At 72.9% G+C, this 21234-nt stretch carries 20 protein-coding genes and 3 tRNA genes; 11 read left to right on the top strand and 12 right to left on the bottom strand.

Annotation, left to right across the window (positions count from 1 at the left end):
• Positions 1–66: 66 nt before the first annotated feature.
• The 7 genes from AB0A95_RS14305 to AB0A95_RS14275 form a co-directional block, all read right to left on the bottom strand.
• Positions 67–1023: an NADP-dependent oxidoreductase gene (locus AB0A95_RS14305; protein WP_357556127.1), complete on the bottom strand. Its 957-nt coding sequence runs from the start codon at positions 1021–1023 to the stop codon at positions 67–69.
• 14 nt (positions 1024–1037) lie between these two features.
• Positions 1038–2147, bottom strand: a complete 1110-nt coding sequence (locus AB0A95_RS14300) for a Gfo/Idh/MocA family oxidoreductase (protein ID WP_357556126.1) — start codon at positions 2145–2147, stop codon at positions 1038–1040.
• A gap of 72 nt (positions 2148–2219) precedes the next feature.
• Positions 2220–2801: a helix-turn-helix domain-containing protein gene (locus tag AB0A95_RS14295; protein WP_357556125.1), complete on the bottom strand. Its 582-nt coding sequence runs from the start codon at positions 2799–2801 to the stop codon at positions 2220–2222.
• 154 nt (positions 2802–2955) lie between these two features.
• A complete protein-coding gene (locus AB0A95_RS14290; protein WP_357556197.1) occupies positions 2956–3876 on the bottom strand; it encodes a glycosyltransferase family A protein in 921 nt (306 codons plus the stop codon).
• Between the two features lie 157 nt (positions 3877–4033).
• Positions 4034–4105, bottom strand: a tRNA-Val gene (locus tag AB0A95_RS14285).
• A 13-nt stretch (positions 4106–4118) separates the two neighbouring features.
• Positions 4119–4189, bottom strand: a tRNA-Cys gene (locus AB0A95_RS14280).
• Between the two features lie 34 nt (positions 4190–4223).
• Positions 4224–4296: transfer RNA gene (locus AB0A95_RS14275), tRNA-Gly, on the bottom strand.
• Between the two features lie 388 nt (positions 4297–4684).
• Here AB0A95_RS14275 and AB0A95_RS14270 point away from each other — a divergent pair.
• From AB0A95_RS14270 to AB0A95_RS14260, 3 genes are all read left to right on the top strand, one after another.
• Positions 4685–5287 (top strand): TetR/AcrR family transcriptional regulator, encoded by a 603-nt coding sequence (locus tag AB0A95_RS14270; protein ID WP_357070132.1) that lies wholly within the window; start codon positions 4685–4687, stop codon positions 5285–5287.
• Positions 5288–5366: 79 nt separating this feature from the next.
• Positions 5367–5948, top strand: coding sequence for a TIGR03086 family metal-binding protein (locus AB0A95_RS14265; protein ID WP_357556124.1), 582 nt, complete (start codon positions 5367–5369; stop codon positions 5946–5948).
• A gap of 371 nt (positions 5949–6319) precedes the next feature.
• A complete protein-coding gene (locus AB0A95_RS14260) occupies positions 6320–9250 on the top strand; it encodes a M36 family metallopeptidase (RefSeq protein WP_357556123.1) in 2931 nt (976 codons plus the stop codon).
• 47 nt (positions 9251–9297) lie between these two features.
• On the opposite strand, the gene AB0A95_RS14255 is transcribed toward AB0A95_RS14260, so the two are convergent.
• Positions 9298–10149: a hypothetical protein gene (locus tag AB0A95_RS14255; RefSeq protein ID WP_357556196.1), complete on the bottom strand. Its 852-nt coding sequence runs from the start codon at positions 10147–10149 to the stop codon at positions 9298–9300.
• Positions 10150–10332: 183 nt separating this feature from the next.
• Here AB0A95_RS14255 and AB0A95_RS14250 point away from each other — a divergent pair, with 183 nt between their 5' ends.
• The 5 genes from AB0A95_RS14250 to AB0A95_RS14230 all read left to right on the top strand — a co-directional run bounded on the left by AB0A95_RS14250 (position 10333) and on the right by AB0A95_RS14230 (position 15052).
• The gene (locus AB0A95_RS14250) at positions 10333–11001 is read left to right on the top strand and encodes a 50S ribosomal protein L11 methyltransferase (RefSeq protein ID WP_357556121.1); all 669 of its coding nucleotides are present in this window, start codon (positions 10333–10335) and stop codon (positions 10999–11001) included.
• A gap of 66 nt (positions 11002–11067) precedes the next feature.
• A complete protein-coding gene (locus AB0A95_RS14245; protein WP_357556194.1) occupies positions 11068–12234 on the top strand; it encodes a cytochrome P450 in 1167 nt (388 codons plus the stop codon).
• 93 nt (positions 12235–12327) lie between these two features.
• Positions 12328–13212, top strand: coding sequence for a polysaccharide deacetylase family protein (locus AB0A95_RS14240; RefSeq protein ID WP_357556119.1), 885 nt, complete (start codon positions 12328–12330; stop codon positions 13210–13212).
• 89 nt (positions 13213–13301) lie between these two features.
• A complete protein-coding gene (locus AB0A95_RS14235) occupies positions 13302–14234 on the top strand; it encodes an ATP-binding cassette domain-containing protein (RefSeq protein WP_357556118.1) in 933 nt (310 codons plus the stop codon).
• The gene (locus AB0A95_RS14230; protein WP_357556116.1) at positions 14231–15052 is read left to right on the top strand and encodes an ABC transporter permease; all 822 of its coding nucleotides are present in this window, start codon (positions 14231–14233) and stop codon (positions 15050–15052) included. The genes AB0A95_RS14235 and AB0A95_RS14230 overlap by 4 nt, the downstream gene beginning before the upstream one ends.
• Before the next feature lie 30 nt (positions 15053–15082).
• On the opposite strand, the gene AB0A95_RS14225 is transcribed toward AB0A95_RS14230, so the two are convergent.
• Genes AB0A95_RS14225 through AB0A95_RS14210 form a run of 4 tightly spaced genes read right to left on the bottom strand, consistent with a single transcriptional unit; the run spans position 15083 to position 19256 of the window.
• On the bottom strand, positions 15083–15760 hold the full coding sequence (locus AB0A95_RS14225) for a response regulator transcription factor (RefSeq protein ID WP_357556115.1): 678 nt from the start codon (positions 15758–15760) through the stop codon (positions 15083–15085).
• Positions 15760–17319 carry a histidine kinase gene (locus AB0A95_RS14220; protein WP_357556114.1) on the bottom strand — a complete coding sequence of 520 codons (1560 nt, stop codon included), beginning with the start codon at positions 17317–17319 and terminating at the stop codon, positions 15760–15762. Before AB0A95_RS14220 ends, AB0A95_RS14225 begins: the two co-directional genes overlap by 1 nt.
• A gap of 54 nt (positions 17320–17373) precedes the next feature.
• Positions 17374–18099, bottom strand: coding sequence for a dethiobiotin synthase (gene bioD, locus AB0A95_RS14215; RefSeq protein ID WP_357556112.1), 726 nt, complete (start codon positions 18097–18099; stop codon positions 17374–17376).
• Positions 18096–19256, bottom strand: a complete 1161-nt coding sequence (locus AB0A95_RS14210) for an 8-amino-7-oxononanoate synthase (protein ID WP_357556111.1) — start codon at positions 19254–19256, stop codon at positions 18096–18098. Before AB0A95_RS14210 ends, bioD begins: the two co-directional genes overlap by 4 nt.
• A gap of 226 nt (positions 19257–19482) precedes the next feature.
• Here AB0A95_RS14210 and bioB point away from each other — a divergent pair, with 226 nt between their 5' ends.
• From bioB to AB0A95_RS14195, 3 genes are read left to right on the top strand one after another with little or no spacing between them, the layout of a single operon-like run.
• Positions 19483–20478, top strand: coding sequence for a biotin synthase BioB (bioB, locus tag AB0A95_RS14205; RefSeq protein ID WP_357556110.1), 996 nt, complete (start codon positions 19483–19485; stop codon positions 20476–20478).
• 5 nt (positions 20479–20483) lie between these two features.
• Positions 20484–20675, top strand: coding sequence for a hypothetical protein (locus AB0A95_RS14200; RefSeq protein WP_357556108.1), 192 nt, complete (start codon positions 20484–20486; stop codon positions 20673–20675).
• A gap of 4 nt (positions 20676–20679) precedes the next feature.
• Positions 20680–21186 (top strand): GNAT family protein, encoded by a 507-nt coding sequence (locus tag AB0A95_RS14195; protein WP_357556107.1) that lies wholly within the window; start codon positions 20680–20682, stop codon positions 21184–21186.
• Positions 21187–21234 lie beyond the last annotated feature (48 nt).

Raw genomic sequence — 21234 nt, 5'->3', positions numbered from 1 at the left:
CACCGCCGACGGACCAGCCGCTGCCGGGCCGGCCGCCTCGACGAAGGCGGCCGGCCACAGACGGAATCAGAACTCGATGACCAACCGGCCGCGTACCCCTCCGGCTTCCAGGAGCTGATGCGCGCGGGCCGCCTCCTCCGGCGGGAACCGGCCGGCGACGCGAAGGCTCAGCACCCCCTCCTCGGCGAGCTGCCGAAGCAGGTCGAGCTTGTCGCGACGCCCGTCATAGTCGTGCACGTGGGCAGCCACCATCCCGATCCCCCGCTGGCTGGCCTGGGCCAGCAGCAGCGGATCCGGCCCGCCGCGCAGCAGCGCGACGGCGCCACCGTCGCGGACCGCGGGCAGCAGCGCGCCGCCGATCAGCGCGGCGTCGACAGCGGCATCCACACCCTCCGGGGCGTGCTCCCGGAAACGGTCCGCGACACCCTGGCCTCGGGGCACCGTCACGTCGGCGCCGAGCGCCGCGACCAGCTCGACGTCACCGGGCGCCGCGTCGGCCAACACGTGGTGACCGGCGGCCTTGGCGAGCTGTACGGCGTACCCGCCGACGGCGCCGGCCGCGCCGGTCACCGCGAGGGTGCTGCCGGGCGGCAGCCGCAACTGGTCCAGGGCGTGCAGGGCGGTCAACCCGTTCATCGGCAGCGTGGCGGCCTCGGCGGGTGACACGCCCGCCGGCGCGGGCACCACCCAGGTTTCCGGAAGCACGACCCACTCGGCGTACCCACCTCCGGCCTCCCGGGTCGGATTGACCATGGCCATCACCGGGTCACCCGGGGCGAGAGCACCACTGCCCCCGGGACCCACCTCGTCGATCGTGCCGGCGATGTCCAGGCCGGGCAGCAGCGGGTCGGTGCCGCGGAGTCGTACCGGCGTCACACCGGCTCGGATCAGAGTGTCCGCGGGGTTGACCGCCGCCGCGCGTACCCGGATGCGGACCTCACCGGGGCCTGCGTGCGGGGTCGGAAGCTCGACCACCCGCAGCACCTCCGGCCCGCCGTAGCGCAGTAGTCCGACCGCTCTCATACTCGAACTCCCCGTCATGCGGGTCGGGCCAGGGACTGGGTCGTGCCGGTGGCGGAGGCACGCTCGATCGCGTCGATGAGCCGGTGCCGGCCGAGGGCATGCGCGAAGTCGGGGACGGTCCGTGTGCCGTCGGCCAACTCCCGGGCGAGCTGCCGGTAGAGCCGGGCCACACCCCCGGCCACGGAACGACTCAGCTCGGCCGGTACGCCGTCCAGGTAGGACGCCGGGACCTCCAGTGGTCGGACGGCGCTGTCGGCGCCCCGGCCTCCGGCGAGGGTCAGCTCGGCGACCTGCATGTTGCCCCAACCGGCGGTCAGCACCAGGTCACCCTCACTGCCGTTGATCTCCCACCGGAAGTTGTCCCCCCGGGACACCCCGCCTCGGTAGAAGATGGACGCCGCCGCCCCGCCGTCGAGGGTGCCGATCACCGAGACCTGGTCCGGCACGGTAACCGGAATGGCGCTGCCGTCCGTCGCGAGCGTCGTCTGCTTGCGGCCGACCACGAGGTTCGCGGCCACCGAGTCGAACTCACCGAGGACGAAGTGCAGCGGGTCGAGGGCGTGCAGGGTGGCCGAGGTGAGCGGCGTGGCGCCGTTGGCATTGTCGAACCAGTACGCCTGGCTGGGGTCGGCGACTTCACCACCCCAGACCATCCCCGAGCCGACCATCGTGGTGCCGAGCACCTTGCCGACATACCCGTCACGGATCAACTCCCGGGCGTACTGGACCTCGGGGGCGTACCGACCCTGGAGGCCGACCACCGTGCGGACGCCCGCCTTCTCCGCCCGGTCTGCCAACCGCTGGGCCTCGGCCAGGCCATTGCCCAGCGGCCACTCGCTGTAGACCATCTTGCCCGCGTCCAGGGCCGCGGAGATGAGCTTGAAGTGCTCGGTGACCTTCACCGCCACGACGACCAGATCGACGCCGGGGTGGAGGATCAGGTCGCGGTGGTCGTGGTACGCGGGCACGCCGTACCTGGCCGCTGCGGCCTCGGCGCTGCTCGGGCGGGACGTGCTCACCGCGCGGAGCGTGAACTCGGGTGTCGCGGCGATGGCGGGCACATGTGCGGTGGAGGCCCATCCGCTGGTGCTCGCGCCGATGATGCCGACGCCGATCGTAGACACGACTATATCTCCTTAGAATATGAAAAATTGGATCATTGCTAGTCGCTTGGGCGATGGACCCGCGTGGGGCCGTCAGTTCAGGCAGGTGAGCGCGACCTCGGCGTACCGGGTCAGCGCCGCCCGGTCCGGGTTGATGGCACCCATCACCCGCAGCCCCTGAAGGCTGGTCACCAGGAAGCCGGCCAGGTCGGTGGCGCTGCGATCGGACGTGACCTGGCCCCGCAACTGCGCCTCGGCGAGCAGGTCGTGGAGCGCCAACTCCAGGGACTGGGTGGTGGAGCGGAGCCGCTCGGCGACCCGCAGATCCTGGTGTGCCCGTTCCATCGACGCGCCGACGATGAGGCAGGCGAGGTGTCGGCCGTCGCCGGTGATGTCATCCACAGCGCCGACGAACACCTCACGGATGACCTCCCGCGCGTCGTTGCCGGAGCGCAGCAGGTCGACCATCGGTGCGGCGTAACGCTGCCGGTACAGGTCGAGCACCGCGAGGTAGAGGCCGTCCTTGCTACCGAAGGCTGCGTAGATCGAGCCGCTGCCGAGGCCGGTCGCCTCCGCGAGGTCGCGCATCGAGGTGCCCTCGTAGCCCTTCCTCCGGAACACGTCCATCGCGGCGTTGACCGCGGCGTCGAGGTCGAACTCGCGGGTACGTGCCATGCCGGAGACGCTACCCGCTATCTGGAACGATCGACAAAGTATCGCCGATCACAGTGGTCGCGTCGACCGGCTCGGTGCCGTGATCGACTCGCTTTCCTGGAAGACGCGGTGTGCGCGTGAGGCAGACGGCGCGACCTCACCGAACCCGAGTGGATCACGGTGACCGCGACGGCCGAGACGGCTCCGCCGCCATCGGGTTCTTCCGGGGCGGGGCGGCGGAGTAGGCCGGGTGGGTTCGGTGCAGCGCCCGGAACGGCAGGTAGCAGAGCATGATCAGCCGGCTGGTCAGCCAGGCCCGCCAGTAGCTGGCACTGCCGCCCCGCCCCGAGTGGCTGGCATAGGAGGCGTCGATCATCCGCAGGTACGCCCAGAAGTCGGCCGGGTCGTTCCGGAAACGGCGCGCTGAGGTGCTGGCCCGCAGCCCGGCGGCGAAGACCACCCGGTGGCCGGCCCTCCGCAGGTGGATGCCGAGGTCGAGGTCCTCGTGGTAGCGGCGATCGTCGCAGAGGTCGGTCCGGATGGCGTGCCAGGCCCGGGCCCGGACCGCCATGTTCGCACCGAACAACCAGTCGAGCCGCTGCCGGTTCGGCAGTGTCCATGCCCGGCGCAGCGTCCGGTCCACCGCGTTGAGGGCCGCCGGAAAACGGATGTCGTAGTAGGTCACCGGACCGGTCACCGCCGCGACGGTGTCGTCGGCGAAGACCCGGCGGACCGCCTCCACCCAGTACGGCGGCAGCCTGGTGTCCGCGTCGATCCGCCCGATCACGTCACCGGTGGCCGCAGTCAGGCCGCGGTTGCGGGCGGCCAGTACGCCGACCTGCGGCTCGCTGAGCAGCACGACCCGGTCGGTGTACCCGGCCAGCCGGGCCCGCGTCGCGTCCGTGGAGGCGTTGTCCACCACGATGATCTCGTCGGCCGGCGTGGTCTGCCGGAGAGCCGCGTCGAGGCACGGCCCGATGTTCTCCTCCTCGTTGTGCACCGGCACGACGATCGAGACCCTCGGTGCGCGGGCCGGACCCGCTGCGGCGGTCTCGGATGGTCCAGCGCTGTCGGATGGTCCAGCCGCCCCGGTCATGGTCCGCCCCCGCCCGTGCGCGTCGATGGATGCGTCGCGCGGGAAGCGTGCCATGCGAAGCCGCACCGGCGCTGTCCCGGACGCGGACGAGGCCCGGACAGCAGAAGGCCCGTCACCGGAAGCCGGTGACGGGCCGTTCAACTGCCTCTGTAACCTGTGGGCGATACTGGGTTTGAACCAGTGACCTCTTCCGTGTCAAGGAAGCGCGCTCCCACTGCGCCAATCGCCCGTGCTTGTTGCCGAGGTGGGGACGGGATTTGAACCCGCGTACACGGCTTTGCAGGCCGTTGCCTCGCCTCTCGGCCACCCCACCGAGGTTGCCCCCGTCATGCGTGGCGGCAGCTCCGAGCGGACGACGGGATTCGAACCCGCGACCCTCACCTTGGCAAGGTGATGCGCTACCAGCTGCGCTACGTCCGCACGCCCCCCGGCGTTCCCGGGTGACGGATGAGAACTTTAGCCGAGCCGGTGAAAGACTGCCAACTCGGGGTCACCTCGGCGCGTCCCCTCCTGGTGAGGCGGGAATGGAGATCACCACCCGCCAGCTTCCTAGGCGGCTGACCTGGTGCCGACGGGCACCACCGACGGTCACCCTCGGGCATCCACTCGACAATGACGGCCATCATTGCGCCAAACGCTCGCCACCAGGGCCTTTACGCGCCACCCCATCGCGGCGGACCTCGACGAACACACTCACAGGAACGACTGACGGCACCCCGGGGAATTGTCCGGCTTCCGACTCTCGCGGCGCGGATCCGGGCACAGCCGTAACTGTTCGTGTTCAATCGGATGGGCTACGGTAACGGTCGTGACGAGACGTGCGGCCGAGATCCGCCTGGATGCCCTGCTGCGCACCGCCTGCGATGTGATCGTGGAGCGCGGTCTGGCCAACACCCGGACCGCCGACGTGGCACAGGCCGCCGGCGTGAGTCAGGCGTTGGTGTTCTACCACTTTGCCACGAAGGAGCGGTTGCTCGCGCAGGCCTTCGCGTACGCGGTCGAGCAGGATCTGGCCCGACTGGACGTGGTGACCCGCTCCTCGGCGCCGCCACTGACCAAGCTCCGCCGGATCCTCAAGCTCTACACGCCGGCCGGGCGGGCAACCTCCTGGTCGATGTGGATCGACGGTTGGTCCGAGTCGCTGCGTACCCCGGAGTTGGAGAAGGTGTCCCGCCGGCTCGACCTGCGCTGGCGGCAGGACCTGGCCGCGGTGATCAGCGCCGGGGTGGCCGACGGCACCTTCCAGTGCGCCGACCCGGACGGCGCCGCCTGGCGGATCAGCGCGGTGATGGACGGGCTCGCCGTCCAACTCGCCGTGCACGACCGGGTGATCTCCCGCCGGCAGTTCGGCGAGTGGGTCCGGCTGGTCACCGCCCGAGAGCTCGGCCTCGATCCGGTCGCGCTGGACTAAACCGACCAGCCACCGCTCGCGCACACCAAGGCCGGGCAAAACGGCTCGGCCCGCCCCGACGACCGGAACAATCGGCAGCATGGACCTGCTGGACGCGTACCGCCGGAGCCTGGCCGAATTCGTCGACCGGGTGGACCAGATCGAGCCCGGCCAGTGGTCCGACCCGACACCCTGCTCGGACTGGGACGTACGCACGCTCGTCAACCACGTGGTGAGTGAGGACCGGTGGAGCGTCCCGCTGCTCGCGGGCCGGACCATCGACGAGGTGGGCGACCGGCTCGACGGCGACCAACTCGGCACCGACCCGATCGCGGTGGCGCGGGAGGCGGCCGCGCAGGCCGAGATCGCCGCCACCCACCCCGGCACGCTCGACCGCGCCGTGCATCTCTCCGCCGGTGAGACCCCGGCCGCCGAATACCTCCAGCAGCTCCTCGCCGAGCATCTCATCCACGGCTGGGACGTGGCGGTGGCGATCGGGGCGCAACCGCGCCTGGACCCGGACGCGGTGCACGTGGCCGCCCGCTGGTTCGCCGGCCAGATCGACGACTACCGGCGCAACAACCTGGTGCGGCCCGGGGTACGGGTGCCCGACGACGCCGACGAGCAGGACCACCTGCTGGCCGCCTTCGGCCGTAACCCCGACTGGACACCGGACGACTGACCACGTGGTGGCCCCGGGTGGGCGCGACGGATAAGCGGCTGTTGGGTGCCTGTCGAGTTGCCCCGCTGACGGGGCAGCTCGGCGCGGACTGACGGGCAGCTCCTTGCCGGTAGCCGGCCACCCCGGACAGCCGGCGCTCGTCCACCCTCCCGCCGACGGCCCAGCTCCTGGGCGGTGTTGACGGCGATGCCGTTGACCCACCGACTGCGGCGACCAGCCCGGGCCTCGCCCACGCGCTGGGTTCGCCGGCCGGGCGATCCGTCACAGACCTTGCCGCCACCCCAGCCGGCTGATATCCAGAGATGCACATGCGTGATCGCGCAGCGACGGCCGGCGGACCGCCGGCCATTTCGCTCCCACGAGGAGGTCCCGTGCCACGACCCGAATGGTCACCCCCGATGAGCCGGCGTCGACGCCGGCTCATCGCCGTCCTGGCGGCGACGGCCACTGTCGCCGCGTTGCTCCCCACCGGTGTGAGCACCGCGGCACCCACCGGCAGCGCCCCGTCGGCCGAGCGCCGGTCCGGACCGTTCAGCGAGGGGCACGAGCCCGCCGACGCCGACAACCGCATCGGTACGGCGGCACCCGACGCCCGTCAGCGCGGTCTGGCACGCGCCGCCGACCCCGACGTCCGGTGGAACCGACTCGGCACCCCGCACGCCCTCGGCCCCGGCCGCACCCCGCTCGCCACCGGACTGCCCACCGACCCGGAGGCCGCCGCCCGCGCCTACCTGCGGGCCAACCGCGACCTGTTCGGCATGAACGCCGACACGGTGGCCAGCATGGAACGGGTGCTGGTCCGGCCGATCGGCAGTGGTGCCGTGGTCACCCTCCGGCAACGGTTCGGCGACCTGCCAGCCGGTCCGGACGGTCTCGTCACCCTCGCGGTCGCCAACGGATCGGTGCTCTCGGTCAGCTCCTCGCTGGCCCGCGGCACCGGCACGCCCGCGCCGGCCACCCGCACCGCCGAGCAGGCGTACGCCGCCGCGCTCGCCGACGCCGGGCTGACCGCCGGCGCGGTGGCCAGCCACACCATCCGGCAGGTGGCCGTACCGACCCCGCTGGACGGGCCGCGGGCCGCCTACGAGGTGACCATGATCGGCGCGGACACCGAGCACCCGGCCGCGTTCACCAGCTATGTGGACGGCGGCACCGGGCAGGTGCTGGTCCGTGAGGACCTCGTCAACTTCGACTCGGACAACCCGAGCTGGGCGGTCTTCCCGGCCACCCCGCCCCGCGACCTCGGCCCCGGGCAGGACCCCCGGGTGCGCTGGTGCGGCGACCCCGCGCCCGGCTGCCAGGCCGCCCTCCGCGACCCGGCCACCGGCCAACCGTGGGACGTCGACGCGGCCACCGGCACACCCACCCTCACCTCGCGCGGCAACTCGGCCAACACGGTGCTGTCCTGGGGTGCGGGCACCCCTGTCGTCCCGGCCCCCACCAGCCCTGAGCGCCGCTACGAGTTCCCCTTCACCGACCAGTGGCACCAGGCGAGGTGCAACCCGGGCGTGTTCACCTCCGCCCAGCGCAACGACGCCGACGCGTCGATCGCCAACCTCTTCGCCATGCACAACCGGATGCACGACTGGTCGTACCGGTTGGGCTTCACCGAGTCGGCGTGGAACCTCCAGGCGGTCAACCTCACCCCGGCCGGGCTGGGCGGCGACGCCGAGCAGGGCCGCGCCCAGCAGGGCGCGCTGACCGGCAACCGGAACAACGCCATCCAGAGCACGCCTCGCGACGGGCAGCCGCCGACCACCACCATGTTCCTCTGGCAGCCGCAGGCCGGCGGGCCGTACCCGCCGTGTGTGGACGGCGACTACGACATGACGGTGATCGGCCACGAGTACACCCACGCGATCACCGAGCGGATGATCGCCGGCCCGGACAGCGGGATCGGCGGCCACCAGGGCGGCGCGATGGGCGAGTCGTGGGGCGACCTGCTCGCCGCCGAATACCTCTTCCAGAACGGGCTGCGCGCACCGGGTGAGACGCCCTTCGTCACCGGCGGCTACGTCACCGGCAACCTGGTCAGCGGCATCCGCAACTACGACCCGAGTCGCAGCCCGCTCAACTACTCCGACATCGGCTACAACACCGCAGGTCCCGCCGTGCACGCCGACGGGGAGATCTGGGGCGCCACCAACTTCCGGGTCCGCTCCGCACTTGTCACGCGGTACGGCCTCGGCACCCCGCAACGGCAGCTCGACTGCGCACAGGGCAAGGTCGCCGCCGACAGGTGCCCCGGCAACCGGCGCTGGTCGCAGTTGGTCTTCGACTCGTTCCTGCTCCAGGCCGCCAGCCAGGTCAGCATGCTCGACATGCGGGACAACATGCTCACCGCCGACCTGCTCCGCTTCGGCGGCGCCAACCAGGACCTGATCTGGGCGGAGTTCGCCCGCTCCGGGATGGGCCGCGACGCCGCCACCAACGGCGCCGGCGACACCGACCCGACGCCGAGTTTCGCCTCGCCGCGCGGCGGCAACGCGACACTCACCCTGCGCCCGCGCGGGGACAGCGTCGACGCGCCGATCCGGGTGTACGTCGGGGCGTACGAGGCGCGGGCCACGCCGATCGCGGACACCGACCCGGCCACGCCGATCCCGGACACCGTGGAGCTGGTGGCCGGCACGTACGACCTGCTCGCCGTGGCACCCGGCTTCGGGCACCAGCGGCTCAGCGTGGTCGCCAAGGCCGATCAGGACGGGTACGTGGACCTGCGGTTGAGCCGCAACTTCGCGTCCACGGCGTCCGGGGCGACGGTCACCGGCGACGGGGTCAACCTGGACCGGATCGCCGACGACACCGAGGCGACGAACTGGGCCTCCCTGGACGGGGTGGCCGGCCGGCAGCTCACCGTGGCGTTGCCCGGGGACGCCCCGCAGACGGTCAAGCGGCTCAACGTCAGTGCGATGCTGCGTCCCGCGATCGCCGGCGACGCCGACACCGGCAGTCAGAACGCGCTCAGCGCGTTGCGCTCGTTCGCGGTGTCCGCCTGCGACGCGACGACCACCGACTGCGCGGACCCGGCCCGCTGGCGGCGGATCTACACGAGCGCGGGCGACGCGTTCCCCGGCGGGGCGTACCGGTCCTACAGCCGGGACATCAACCTGCGGACGTTCGCGGTGCCCGCCACCCTCGCCACCCACCTGCGCCTGGAGGTGCTGGCGAGCCAGTGCACCGGCGGCCCCCGGTACGCGGGCGAGCAGGACGACGATCCGGCCACGACGACGGACTGCGCGACGGCCAGCCCGGCCCGGACGCAGGTCAGGATCGCCGAGTTCCAGGCGTTCTCGCAGTGACGCCGAGGGGGGCCGGCGGACCACCCGCCGGCCCCCTCGACCCCCGATCAGCGGCGGACCGGTCGCCAACGGTCGGCCGAAGCCGGCCGTTCCCAACGCCGGTCCACCGTCGGGTCCTCGCCCTCGTCGGACGCGGGCCGGGTGAGGTGTCGCAGCCGCAGCAGCAGGCCCATCCCGAGGAAGAGCAGCAACGCGCCGAGCAGGAACGCCGCCTGCACGATGCCGAACCCGCCGGACTGCGCCACCTGCCGGCCGGCCGGTGGCGCGGCGTCGGCCGGGTAGTCCCCGACCGGCTCCTCGGCCGTCGTGCTCTCATCCTCGGCCGGCTCACTCGGCGGGTCACTGGGCCGTGACGGTGTCGCTGTCGGCTTCGGCGTACCGGTCGGGGCGCCAACCGCCCCCACCACCGAGCGGGTGGCGGTCTGTCGGGCCAGCAGGCGCGCGTTGGCGTCGTACGCCTCGGCGGCGAGGGTGACCCGTCCCTGGGTGACGTCGTCGGCGAAGGCCACCCGGTAGCGGGCCGTGACGGTGCGGCCCGGGCAGAGCGTGCCCGGGTCGAGCTGCCGGTCGGTCAGCCGGGCCACGTCGCCCTCGGTCTGGATCTCCAGCGGAAAGTCGCCGGTCTCCTCCACCCGGTCCATCTTCACCTGGTCGAGTCGGAGGCCCTGCACGCTGAGCACCATCGACCAGCGCACCTTCGCGCACCCGCCGCGCCGATCCGTCTGCGAGACCACCGCCGAGATCGTCCGCACCTGGTCACCGGCGCTGAACCGGGCCGGCAGGCCGCTCATCTCGGTGGCGAAGGCCGCCTGTGCCGGCGCGGCCAGGGTGAGCACCGCCCCGGCCACACCGGTAACCAACGCCCCGATCCGCAGCGCGTACCGCCACACGATCACCATCACCTCGCCTCTTCTCGTCTCCTGCGCAAAACGCTAGGAGGAAGCGGGCGGGTCGGACAGAGGGGTGTCTTCGCACCGGACGCCAAGGACGAGTGGTGATTTCACCGACAGTGGTGAACCCCTTACCCGTACCGGTCCACCTCCCCGCGCCGCCCGGGGTGACAGGTGCGCGAGAATCGCCGGGTGTCCGAACTCTCCAGCACGTTCGTCCGGCTGCACGCCCGCCTGGCCCCGGTCGCCTTCGTTCCCGAGGTGCGACTGCACCAGGCCGACGAGCCGATCGGGTTGTGGGAGCTGACCGAGGGCGAGTTCTCCACCGACCGGCCGCCGCCGTTCTGGGCGTTCGCCTGGGCCGGCGGGCAGGCGCTCGCCCGCTACGTGACAGACCACCCGGAGCTGGTCGCCGGCCGCCGGGTGCTCGACCTCGCCTCCGGCTCCGGCCTGGTGGCCATCGCCGCCGCCCGCGCCGGCGCGGCGTCGGTGCGCGCCGTCGAGGTGGACGAGCTGGCGGTGGCGGCCGTCGCGCTCAACGCCGAGGCCAACGGGGTACGCGTCGACGCCGAGTTCGGCGACATCCTCGACTCCGACGCCGGGGACGCCGAGGTGGTGCTCGCCGGCGACGTCTTCTACAGCGGCGCGATGGCCCGGCGGGTGCTGCGGTTCCTGCTGCGCGCCGCCCGGACCGGCGCACCCGCGCTTGTCGGTGACCCCGGCCGGGCGTTCCTGCCCCGCGACCGCTTCGACGAGTTGGCCGTGTACGACGTGCCGGTGCCGGAGGCGCTGGAGAGTGTCCGGGTGAAGCGCACCACCGTCTGGCAGTTGCGCGCCGGGCTGCCCGGAGCCGCCCGCTAACGTGTCGACGTGCTGTTTTCCGGCTGGGGGTCCGCGGTCGAGGCACCCTGGCCGGACGTCGCCGAGGTGACCGACCACGTCGGCGTACGCCATCTGGTCGTCACCCGGCACGCGCTGGTCCGGCAGGTGCTGGCCGACCCGGTCACCTACCGGCCGGACAACGCGCTGGACGCGGTGACACCGATGCCGGTGACCGCGCTGCGGGTGCTCGCCGGGCACCGGTTCCGGCTGCCGCCGACCCTGGCCAACAACTCGGGCGTCAGCCATCCGGAGATCAGGGCGATCGTCGCGGCGGCGTTGCACCCCGCCCGGGTCGCCGCGCAGCGGCTCTGGCTCACCGCGCTGGTCCGGGACCGGGTCGCCCGGCTCGGCGCCCGGCTCGACACCGGTGCCTCTGTCGACCTGTACGCGGACCTCGCCGCCGACCTGCCGCTGCTGGTGCTGGCCCGGCTCGTCGAGCTGCCGGACGCACCGGTCGGCGCGGTCAAGGAGTTCGCCCGCGCGGCGCTGGAGTTGTTCTGGGCACCGTTGGACGCCGACCGGCAGTTGGCGCTCGCCGCCGAGGTCGGTCGGTTCCACGGCGTACTGCGGGACTTCGCGACCGGCGGGGGCGGGTTGGCCGCCGAGTTGCGCGCCGCCGGGCACCCGACGGACGTGGTGGTCGGCGCGCTCTTCTTCCTGCTCGTCGCCGGGCAGGAGACCACCTCGCAGTTCCTCACCCTGCTGCTGCACCGGCTGGCCGGCGAGCCCGCGGTGCGGGTCGGTCTGCGCACCGGAGCGGTCGCGGTGGCCGACGTGGTGGAGGAGGGGCTGCGACTGGAGCCGCCCATCGTCACCTGGCGGCGGGTGGCGGCGACGGACAGCACGCTGGGCGGCACGGCGGTGCCGGCGGGCAGCAGCCTCGTGCTCTGGCTGGCCCGCGCCGGCCGTGATCCCGCGATCGTCCAGTCGCCCGACGAGTTCCGCCCGGGGCAGCGTGGGTCCCGCCGACACCTGGCGTTCGGGGCCGGTGCTCACCGCTGCGTCGGTGACGTGCTGGCCCGGATGGAGGCGGCGGTGGTGGTTGCCGAGGCGGCACCACTGCTGGACGCGGTGACGGTGGTCCGCCCACCCTGGTGCCCGGACAATCTCACCTTCCGGATGCCGGACGCCTTCGTGGTGCGCTCAGTCGAGCGGCCCGTGGACCAGGAGCACGATGCTCCCGACGATCGCGATGGCGCCGACGAGCAGTAACCCGCTCGGGTGATCGGCACGGGGCACGGGAGCTGACCTTGACCCGCTATGTTTCCGGGCGTGTCATCAGCCCATCCGCGCCGCATCCTCGCAGTGGCAACGCTTCTGGCCGTGCTGACGCTGACCTCCTGCACAGGCGGTCCCGGCCACCGGACCAACGCCCGGCAGGTCACCGCGACCCAGCCGACGCCATCCGCACAGCCGACGCCGTCCGTACAGCCGACGCCATTCGCCCAGCCGACGCCGTCCGCACAGCCGGCACTCTCGGCACTGCCGACGCCGTCGGCCTCGCCGTCCCCGACGGTGAAGCCCACACCGGGAACTCTGGCCTGGTACGTGTCCCAGGTCCCGACCTTCCCGCAGGCGCCGCCACCGCAACCGGTGCCGCTGCCGACGACCGGCGCGGCCCAGTTCTGGCACCGTCTGCCGACCGACCAGAAGGTCGCCTTCATCACCATCGACGACGGCGGGCTGGCCCGCCCGCCCGACGTGGCCGACTTCGTCTGGCAGGCGCACATCCCGGTCACGATGTTCCTCAACTCACCGGCGGCGGCTGAGCACACCGACTACTTCCGGCAGATCCAGGTGGCGGGCGGGGTCGTCGAGAACCACACCATCAACCACACCTCGCTGGCCGGCCGCTCGTACGACTACCAGAAGCACGAGATCTGCGGGGCGGCGGACAGGCTGGAGGCGCTGTTCGGCAAGCGCGCGACCCTGTTCCGTCCGCCCTTCGGCAACCACGACGCCACCACGTTGCGAGCCGCGCACGACTGTGGCGCGAAGGCTGTCCTGCACTGGACCGAGACGGTGCACGAGGGGAAGGTGCGCTACCAGACCCCGGAGAAGGTGGTCCAGCCCGGCGACATCCTGCTGATGCACTTCCGGCCGGCGCTGATGGACGACCTGCTCGCGGCGCTCAAGGCGATCCACCGGGCCGGGCTCACGCCGGCGCTGCTGGAGGACTACGTGCGCTGACCGACCCGCCCACGACCTGACGAAAGTCAGGGTCGGGTGGTGCCCTTCGGGCGCGGTGCGGCAGCGGGTCGCGCGCCTAGCGTCAGCGCATGATCACATTACGTGGGTTGACGAAACGGTTCGGGGCGACGGTCGCCGTCGACGCGTTGACCGTCGACGTCGCGCCCGGCCGGGTCACCGGCTTCCTCGGCCCCAACGGCGCCGGCAAGTCCACCACCATGCGGATGATCCTCGGGCTGGACCGTCCCACCGCCGGACAGGCCCTCATCGGCGGGCGCGCGTACCGGGAACTGCGCCGACCGCTGCACGAGGTGGGTGCGCTGCTCGACGCCCGGGCCATCCACCCGACCCGGTCCGGCCGGGCCCACCTGTTGGCCATGGCCCGCAGCAACGGCATCCCCGCCCGCCGCGTCGACGAGGTGCTGGACACCGTCGGGTTGGACGCGCGGGCCGCCGGCAAACCGGGCCGGACCCTGTCCCTCGGCATGGGTCAGCGGCTCGGCATCGCCGGCGCGCTGCTCGGCGACCCGCCGGTGCTGATGTTCGACGAGCCGGTGAACGGCCTCGACCCGGACGGGGTGCGCTGGGTACGCCAACTGACGCGCTCGCTCGCCGACCAGGGGCGGACCGTCTTCGTCTCCAGCCACCTGATGAGCGAGATGCAGCTCACCGCCGACCAACTCGTGGTGATCGGGCGGGGCCGACTGCTCGCCGACGCACCGATCGGCGACGTGATCGCCGGCGGTGCTGTCGCCGTCCGGGTGCGCAGCCCGCACCCGGACGGGCTGGCCGCCCTGGCCGCGCGCCTCACGGCCACCGGAGCGAGCGTGGTGGCGGCCGACCGCACCGAGCTGACAGTCACCGGCGCCACCGCGGACCGGGTCGGTGACCTGGCCTACGAGCTGGGGGTACGACTGCACGAGCTGACCGCGCAGGCCGCGACCCTGGAGCAGGCGTTCATGGAGCTGACCGCCGACAGCGTCGAGTACGCGGGCGGTCCGACCGAAGGTGGGCAACGATGAGCACCCGGACCGACGCGGGCACCCGCCCCACCAGCACGCCGACCGCCGGTGCGCCGGCCACCTTCCGGGGGGCGGTGGCCGCCGAGTGGACCAAGCTCTCCTCGGTGCGCAGCACCTGGTGGACGGCGCTGGCCGGGCTGCTGGTGATGGCCGCCAGCGCCGGCCAACTCGCCATCTACGCCGCGAACGCCAACACCAACGACGACCCGACCGACGACCCGGGAATCGTCACCGTCGGCAGCGTGCTGATCGACTCGGTCGAGCTGACCCAGTTCGTGGTGCTCGCCCTCGGCCTGCTGGCGATCACCGCCGAGTTCACCAGCGGCACCATCCGGACGACGTTGCAGTGCACCCCGTCGCGCGGTCGCGTGCTGCTGGCCAAGGCCACTGTCGCCGGCACTGTCACCTTCGCCCTCGGGTTGCTGCTCGGCGGCATCGGCGCCCTGGTCGCCCGACCGGTGCTCGGCGAGTGGGGCAGCGCACCGGCCGCCGAGACGATCGGCGACATCGTGGCGGTGGCGGTCTACCTGGCGCTGATCGGCGTGTTCGCCCTGGGCCTCGGCGCCGCACTGCGCAGTGCGGTGCTCACCATCACCGTGCTCCTCGCCACCCTGATGATCGTGCCGCTGTCCCTCCAGGAGCCCGACATCGAGGTGTTGAACCGGATCGCCGACGGGTTCCCCGGCGTGGCCGGCGGGCACTTCCTGGCCGGCGACACCGAGCCGTACCCGAGCCTGGTCGGGCTGCTCCTGCTCGCCGGCTGGGCCGGTGCCGCACTGCTGCTGGGCCGGGCCGCACTGCGCCGCCGCGACGCCTGACGAGCGGAGCGGGGGCTTCCGGGCCCCCGCTCAGCCGTCGACGAGCCCCGCCTCGTACGCGAGGATCGCCGCCTGCACCCGGTTACGCACGTCCAGCCGGGTGAAGATGCTTGTCAGGTAGCTCTTCACTGTGCCCTCCACCAGGTGCAGTCGGCGGGCGATCTCGGCATTGGACAGCCCCGCCCCGACCAGGGCCAGCACCTCCCGTTCCCGCTCGGTCAGCCCGGCCGTCCGGTCCCGCGCGGCCGGCCGGCGGGCCAACCGCCCCGCGCCCAGCTCGATCACCCGGCGGGCCACCCTCGGCGACAGGTACGCGCCGCCGTCGGCCACGGCGTGCACACCGGCGATCAACTCACGCGGGTCACCGGCCTTGAGCAGGAACCCGTTGGCACCGTGCCCGAGCGCACGGGCCACATGGTCGTCCTCGCCGAACGTGGTCAACATGATCGTCGCGGTCTCCGGCACGATCCGGTGGATCTCGGCGGCGGCGGCCAACCCGTCCAGCCGTGGCATCCGGATGTCCAGCAGCGCGACCCGAGGTCGGTGCGCACGGACCAGTTCCACAGCGGCGTGCCCGTCACCGGCCTCGGCGACCACCTCGATACCGGGATCGCTGGCGAGGATGGCCCGCACCCCGGCCCGGATCATCGCCTCGTCGTCGGCCAGCACCACCCGCACCGGCGCTGCCCCGGCCCTGTCGGTGTCCACTAGGCGATCCACTCCTTGCTGGCCAACCGGCCGTCGGTGAAGCAGAGCCGCCAGGTCGGCTCGGCGAGGGGGAAGTTGCCGTCGGTGTAGTACTCGCAGCCGGCCCGGTCGACGCCGACGGGGCTCTCCAACTGCCGCCGGGGCAGACCCTCCAGCTCCGAGCGGGCCGTGCCGACGCGCATCTGGTCGAAGGTGTCCCGGTCCAGCACCGTCCCGGCGGTCGCCACCGGGTAGTAGACGAGGGAGAGCACCAGGGCGAACCCGGCAGGCGCCAGGAGCGCCACCAGCAGACTGCGCCGGACCCGCCGGCGAGCGTCGTGCAGTCGCCGTTCCGCGTCCACCGGCCGCTCCACCGGACCGGGCTGGCCACCCACCCGTGCGGCAGTGTCGTTCTCCACCGCCTCCACCGGTGGCGCGGTCGCCGGCAACACCGCCCGGACGACGAACCCGCCCTCGGTGCGGGGCCCGGCGTCGAGCGTCCCACCGGCGAGGCGGACCCGCTCGGCGAGCGCGAGCAACCCGCTGCCCTGCGACGGCGGGGCCGGCAGCGGCTCGGCCGGCGGAGCACCGTTGACCACGCACACCTCGACCCGTTCACCGTCGCGGGTGAGACGAACGTCGACCGGGGCGCCCGGCGCGTACCGGGCGGCGTTGGTCAGCGCCTCACGGACCACCCGGTGGGCCGCGTGGCCGGTCATCGCCGGCAGGTCGGCGACCACCGAGGAGGCGTCCAGCCGGACCGCCAGGCCAGCCTCCCGGGCGTTGTCGACCAGGTCGGCGACTGTCTCTCCACTCGGACGCACCGACGCGCCACCGTCCTCGCGGAGCACCCCGATGATCTCGTGTAGTCGCTCGGTGGCGGCGGAGACGCTGGCCCGCAACTCTCCCGCCGCGGCCCGGTGCCGGTCGTTCAGGTCGGCGGCGACCTCCAGGGCGGCGGCACGCAACGCGATCAGGCTGAGGTCGTGGCCCAGCGAGTCGTGCATCTCCCCGGCGATCCGGGCCCGTTCCCGCAGCCGGATCCGCTCGGCGACGCCACGCTCCTCGCGGATCAGCGCGTCCACGTGCCGATGACCCGCTGCGGCCAGCTCCTGTTGCTGACGCCGGTAGCGGCCCACCAGCCAGGGGAACACCGCGGCGAAGAGCAACACCGAGGCCAGCAGGAACCAGGTGGCCTCGCCGGTGCCGAGCAGACCCAGGTTGAGCGCCGTGCCGCCGGCCGCGATCACCACGAAGACCACGGCCACCGGGCGCGCGGTGACGCTGCGCCGCCCGGTGAGATAGCTGAAGACCGGAACGGCGAAGACGAAATTGCCGTCGACGACCGACCCGAGCACCACCAGCACCAGGGCGACCAACGGCCAGCGTCGACTCGCCACCGTGGCCACGCCGAGCAGCAGCAACTTGCCGACCAGCAGCGGCACCGCGTACCGCTGGTAGGGCGGGCTGACCCCGGCGTAGCCGACCGGGGCCGCGACCACCGCCCAGAGCAGCGCGTCCAGCAGCAGGTGACGCCGCCGATCCAGCGGACCTGGCAGCGGGAAGTCGAGGATCCGCACGGCGGCCAGGCTACCCACGCCCGACCTGCGCGAACACCGACGAAAGTCAGGTGTTCAGCCGCTCTCCTCGGCCCAGACCCGCCAGTCGTCGAGCACGCCGTGCAGGGCCGGGGTGAGCCAGCCCGGCGCGGAACGCCGGAACACGCCCGGGTCCATCGCCCCGGCGCCGTCGGGCAACGCGCCGAGCAGATTCGGCACCAGCTCGGTGAGGTTCGTCCAGTGCACCAGCTCCGGCCTGCTCGGCCAGGCTCCGATCACCACACCGGCCGGCACCGCCCGCCGGTCGAGCGCCTCCAGGGTCAGCGCGGTGTGGTTGAGCGTGCCCAACCCGGCGCGGGCCACCACCACCGCGGGCGCGCCGAGCGACACCGCCAGGTCGGCCATCGTCCACGCCTCCCCCGACGGGCGCAGCCCCATCGGCACCAGCAACCCGCCCGCGCCCTCGATCAACACCAGGTGGTGTTTGTCCGTCTCGGCACGAACGGCGTCCACCGCCTCGTACAACTCCAACGGCGGCAGGTCGGCGACCCGGGCGGCCGTCAACGGGGCGAGCGGGTCGGGGTAACTGGCCAGGGTCCGCCCGGTCAGCGGGGCAGCCAGCCGGTTCACCGCGTCCACGTCGCCGGGCTCGCCGCCGGCCGTACCCGTCTGGCCCGGTTTCACCACCGCCACCCGCAGCCCGGCGGCCTGCGCCGCGGCCGCGATCGCCGCGGTGGCCACCGTCTTGCCGACCTCGGTGTCAGTCCCGGTGACCAGGACCGGCCCTTCCCACCCGGTCACGGCGCCACCTCTGCTCGCGACTGCGGGGCACACTCCACGATGACCTCCAGGGCCCGCTCGAAATCCGCCCGGGGCACCCCGGCGCTGACCGTGAGGCGCAGACGGGACCGGCTGTCCGGGGTGGACGGCGGCCGGAAACAACCGACAGCTACGCCCCGATCCCGGCAGTCGACGGCCCAGGCACTCGCCGCCTCCGGCCCGGGGGCCGTCACCGAGATCACCGCCGCGTCCGGCGCGGAGACGGTCAGCCCGGCCGCACGCAGTCGAACGACCGCCAACCGCACCCGGTCGGACAACTCCCCGCGCCTGTCGTCGTCGACCCGGGCCAGCCGCAGCGCGGCGTGCACACCGGCGGCGACCGCCGGCGGCAGCGCCGTGTCGAAGATGAACGTACGCCCGGTCTCCACCAGATGCCTGACGAACTCGGCGGGGCCGGCGACCACGCCACCGGCACCGCCGAGCGCCTTGGACAGGGTGGCGGTCACCAGCACGTCCGGTTCGCCGGTCAGCCCCGCGGCCGCCACCGCACCCGCGCCGGCCGGACCGGTCACGCCGAGCGCGTGCGCGTCGTCGACAAGCAGGAGCGCACCGTGCCGCCGGGCCACCGCGTGCAACCGGGCCAGTGGGGCGAGGTCACCGTCGACCGAGAAGATCGACTCGGTCACCACCACCGCCGGGCGGCCCGGAGCGGCAGCGAGTGCGGCGGCGACGGCGTCCACGTCGACGTGCGGGGTGACCACCGTCTCCGCACCGGAGATCCGAGCGCCGTCGATCAGGGACGCGTGGTTGTGCGCGTCGGAGACGAGCAGCGTCCGGGGTCGCACCAGCGCCCGCAGCGCACCGAGGTTGGCCAGGTAGCCGGAGGAGAAGACCAGGGCCCGATCGGTGCCCAGCCACTGCGCCAGCTCGTCCTCCAGCGCCTGGTGCGCGTCGGTGGAACCACGGACCAGACGCGACCCGGTCGCCCCCAGCCCGTACGCCGACAGTGCCGCGGTGGCCGCGGCGATGACCTCCGGGTGGGTGGCCAGGCCGAGGTAGTCGTTGCCGGCCAGATCGGTCACCTGGTCGCCGGCGGGACGCGGGTGCAGTCGTCGGGTCAGCCCCGCCTTCGCCCGCAACTGCGCGCGGCGGTCGAGCGCCGCCAGCCAGTCCGCCACCGTCACCCCTTCGCCGCCGTCCGCGCCGGTCAGCCCGACACCTGCCGGGCGAAATTACCACCCGCCACCACCGGCCCGACGGATCCGCTCGGTGCGCGGGGCCGGCGGGCTGCCAGGCATTCCGGCTGACCGGGCGCCTAGGGCCTGGGTCAAAGCCCCTGGCCGGCCTGCGGCGGGCCCAGACTCGACCGAGGACTTTGACCCAGGCCCTAGTAGGCTACGAGCCATGCCAGAGATCCTCGACCAGGCCCGGACCCAGGTCCTGGGTGACGGTGTCGGCCTCGACCGGGCCGGCATCCTCGCGGTGCTGACCCTGCCCGACGAGCACCTGCCCGCCGCCCTGCAACTCGCCCACGACGTGCGGATGCGCTGGTGTGGCCCCGAGGTCGAGGTCGAGGGCATCGTCTCGCTGAAGACCGGCGGCTGCCCGGAGGACTGCCACTTCTGCTCCCAGTCCGGTCTGTTCACCTCGCCGGTGCGGTCGGTCTGGCTGGACATCCCGTCGCTTGTCGAGGCGGCGAAGCAGACCGCCAAGACCGGGGCGACCGAGTTCTGCATCGTGGCCGCGGTGCGCGGCCCGGACGCCCGGCTGATGAAGCAGATGCGCGAGGGTGTCGCCGCCATCAGGGCCGCTGTCGACATCCAGGTCGCCGCGTCGCTGGGCATGCTCACCCAGGAGCAGGTCGACGACCTTGTCGACATGGGCGTGCACCGCTACAACCACAACCTGGAGACCTGCCGGTCGTACTTCCCCAACGTGGTCACCACGCACTCCTGGGAGGAGCGCTGGGAGACGCTGCGGATGGTGCGCGACTCCGGCATGGAGGTGTGCTGCGGTGGCATCCTCGGCCTCGGCGAGACCGTCGAGCAGCGGGCCGAGTTCGCCGCGCAGCTCGCCGAGCTGAACCCGCACGAGGTGCCACTCAACTTCCTCAACCCCCGGCCGGGCACGCCGCTCGGCGACCGTCCGGTGGTGGAGGGCAAGGACGCGCTGCGGGCCATCGCCGCGTTCCGGCTGGCCATGCCGCGCACCATCCTCCGGTACGCGGGTGGTCGCGAGATCACCCTCGGTGACCTGGGCACCCGTGACGGCCTGCTCGGCGGGATCAACGCGGTGATCGTCGGCAACTACCTGACCACCCTCGGTCGACCGGCGACCGCCGACCTGGACCTGCTCGACGAATTGAAGATGCCGGTCAAGGCGCTCTCTGCCACGCTGTGACGACGATGACGACGACCGAGCTGTGGTGCGACAGGTGCGGTGAGTCGGCGACGGCCGGCGCCCACCCCGCGTGCGCGTCGGCCCGCCAGTTGGAGCCGCCCCGGTTCTGCCCGCGGTGCCGCCGCCGGATGAAGGTGCAGGTGCTGCCGGTCGGCTGGTCGGCGGTCTGCGTCGAGCACGGCGAGCGCAGGGGCTGAGCCGGTGCTGCACGGGCGGGCGGTGACCCTGCGACCGGCGACTGTCGCGGACGTGCCGGCCCTCGCGGCGATCCGGGCCACCCCGGAGGTGCGCCGCTGGTGGCGTGGCGGCGGCGACCTGACCGAGGCCGTCCGCGCCGACCTCGGCGACGACGACCTGCACGTGTACGCGATCGAGCACGACGGCCGGGTGGTCGGCGCGATCCAGTGGTACGCCGAACCCGACCCGGACTACCGGCACGCCAGCCTGGACGTCTTCCTCGACCCGACGGTGCGCGGTGCCGGGCTCGGCGTCGACGCGATCCGCACCCTGACCCGGCACCTGATCGACGAGTACGGCCACCACCGGTTCACCATCGACCCGGCCGCCGCGAACAGCGCCGCCATCCGGGCGTACGCGAAGGTCGGTTTCCGTCCGGTGGGGGTGCTGCGCCGCTACGAGCGCGGCGACGACGGGCGCTGGCACGACGGCCTGCTGATGGACCTGCTCGCCGACGATCTCGTGGAGTGACGCAGTGACGAGATCTTGGACAGTCACCGTCTCGGCGTAACGACAACT

It is taken from the genome of Micromonospora sp. NPDC049230 (genome assembly GCF_040647875.1).
Lineage (GTDB): Bacteria > Actinomycetota > Actinomycetes > Mycobacteriales > Micromonosporaceae > Micromonospora.
This window is presented reverse-complemented; position numbering and strand designations above follow the sequence as displayed.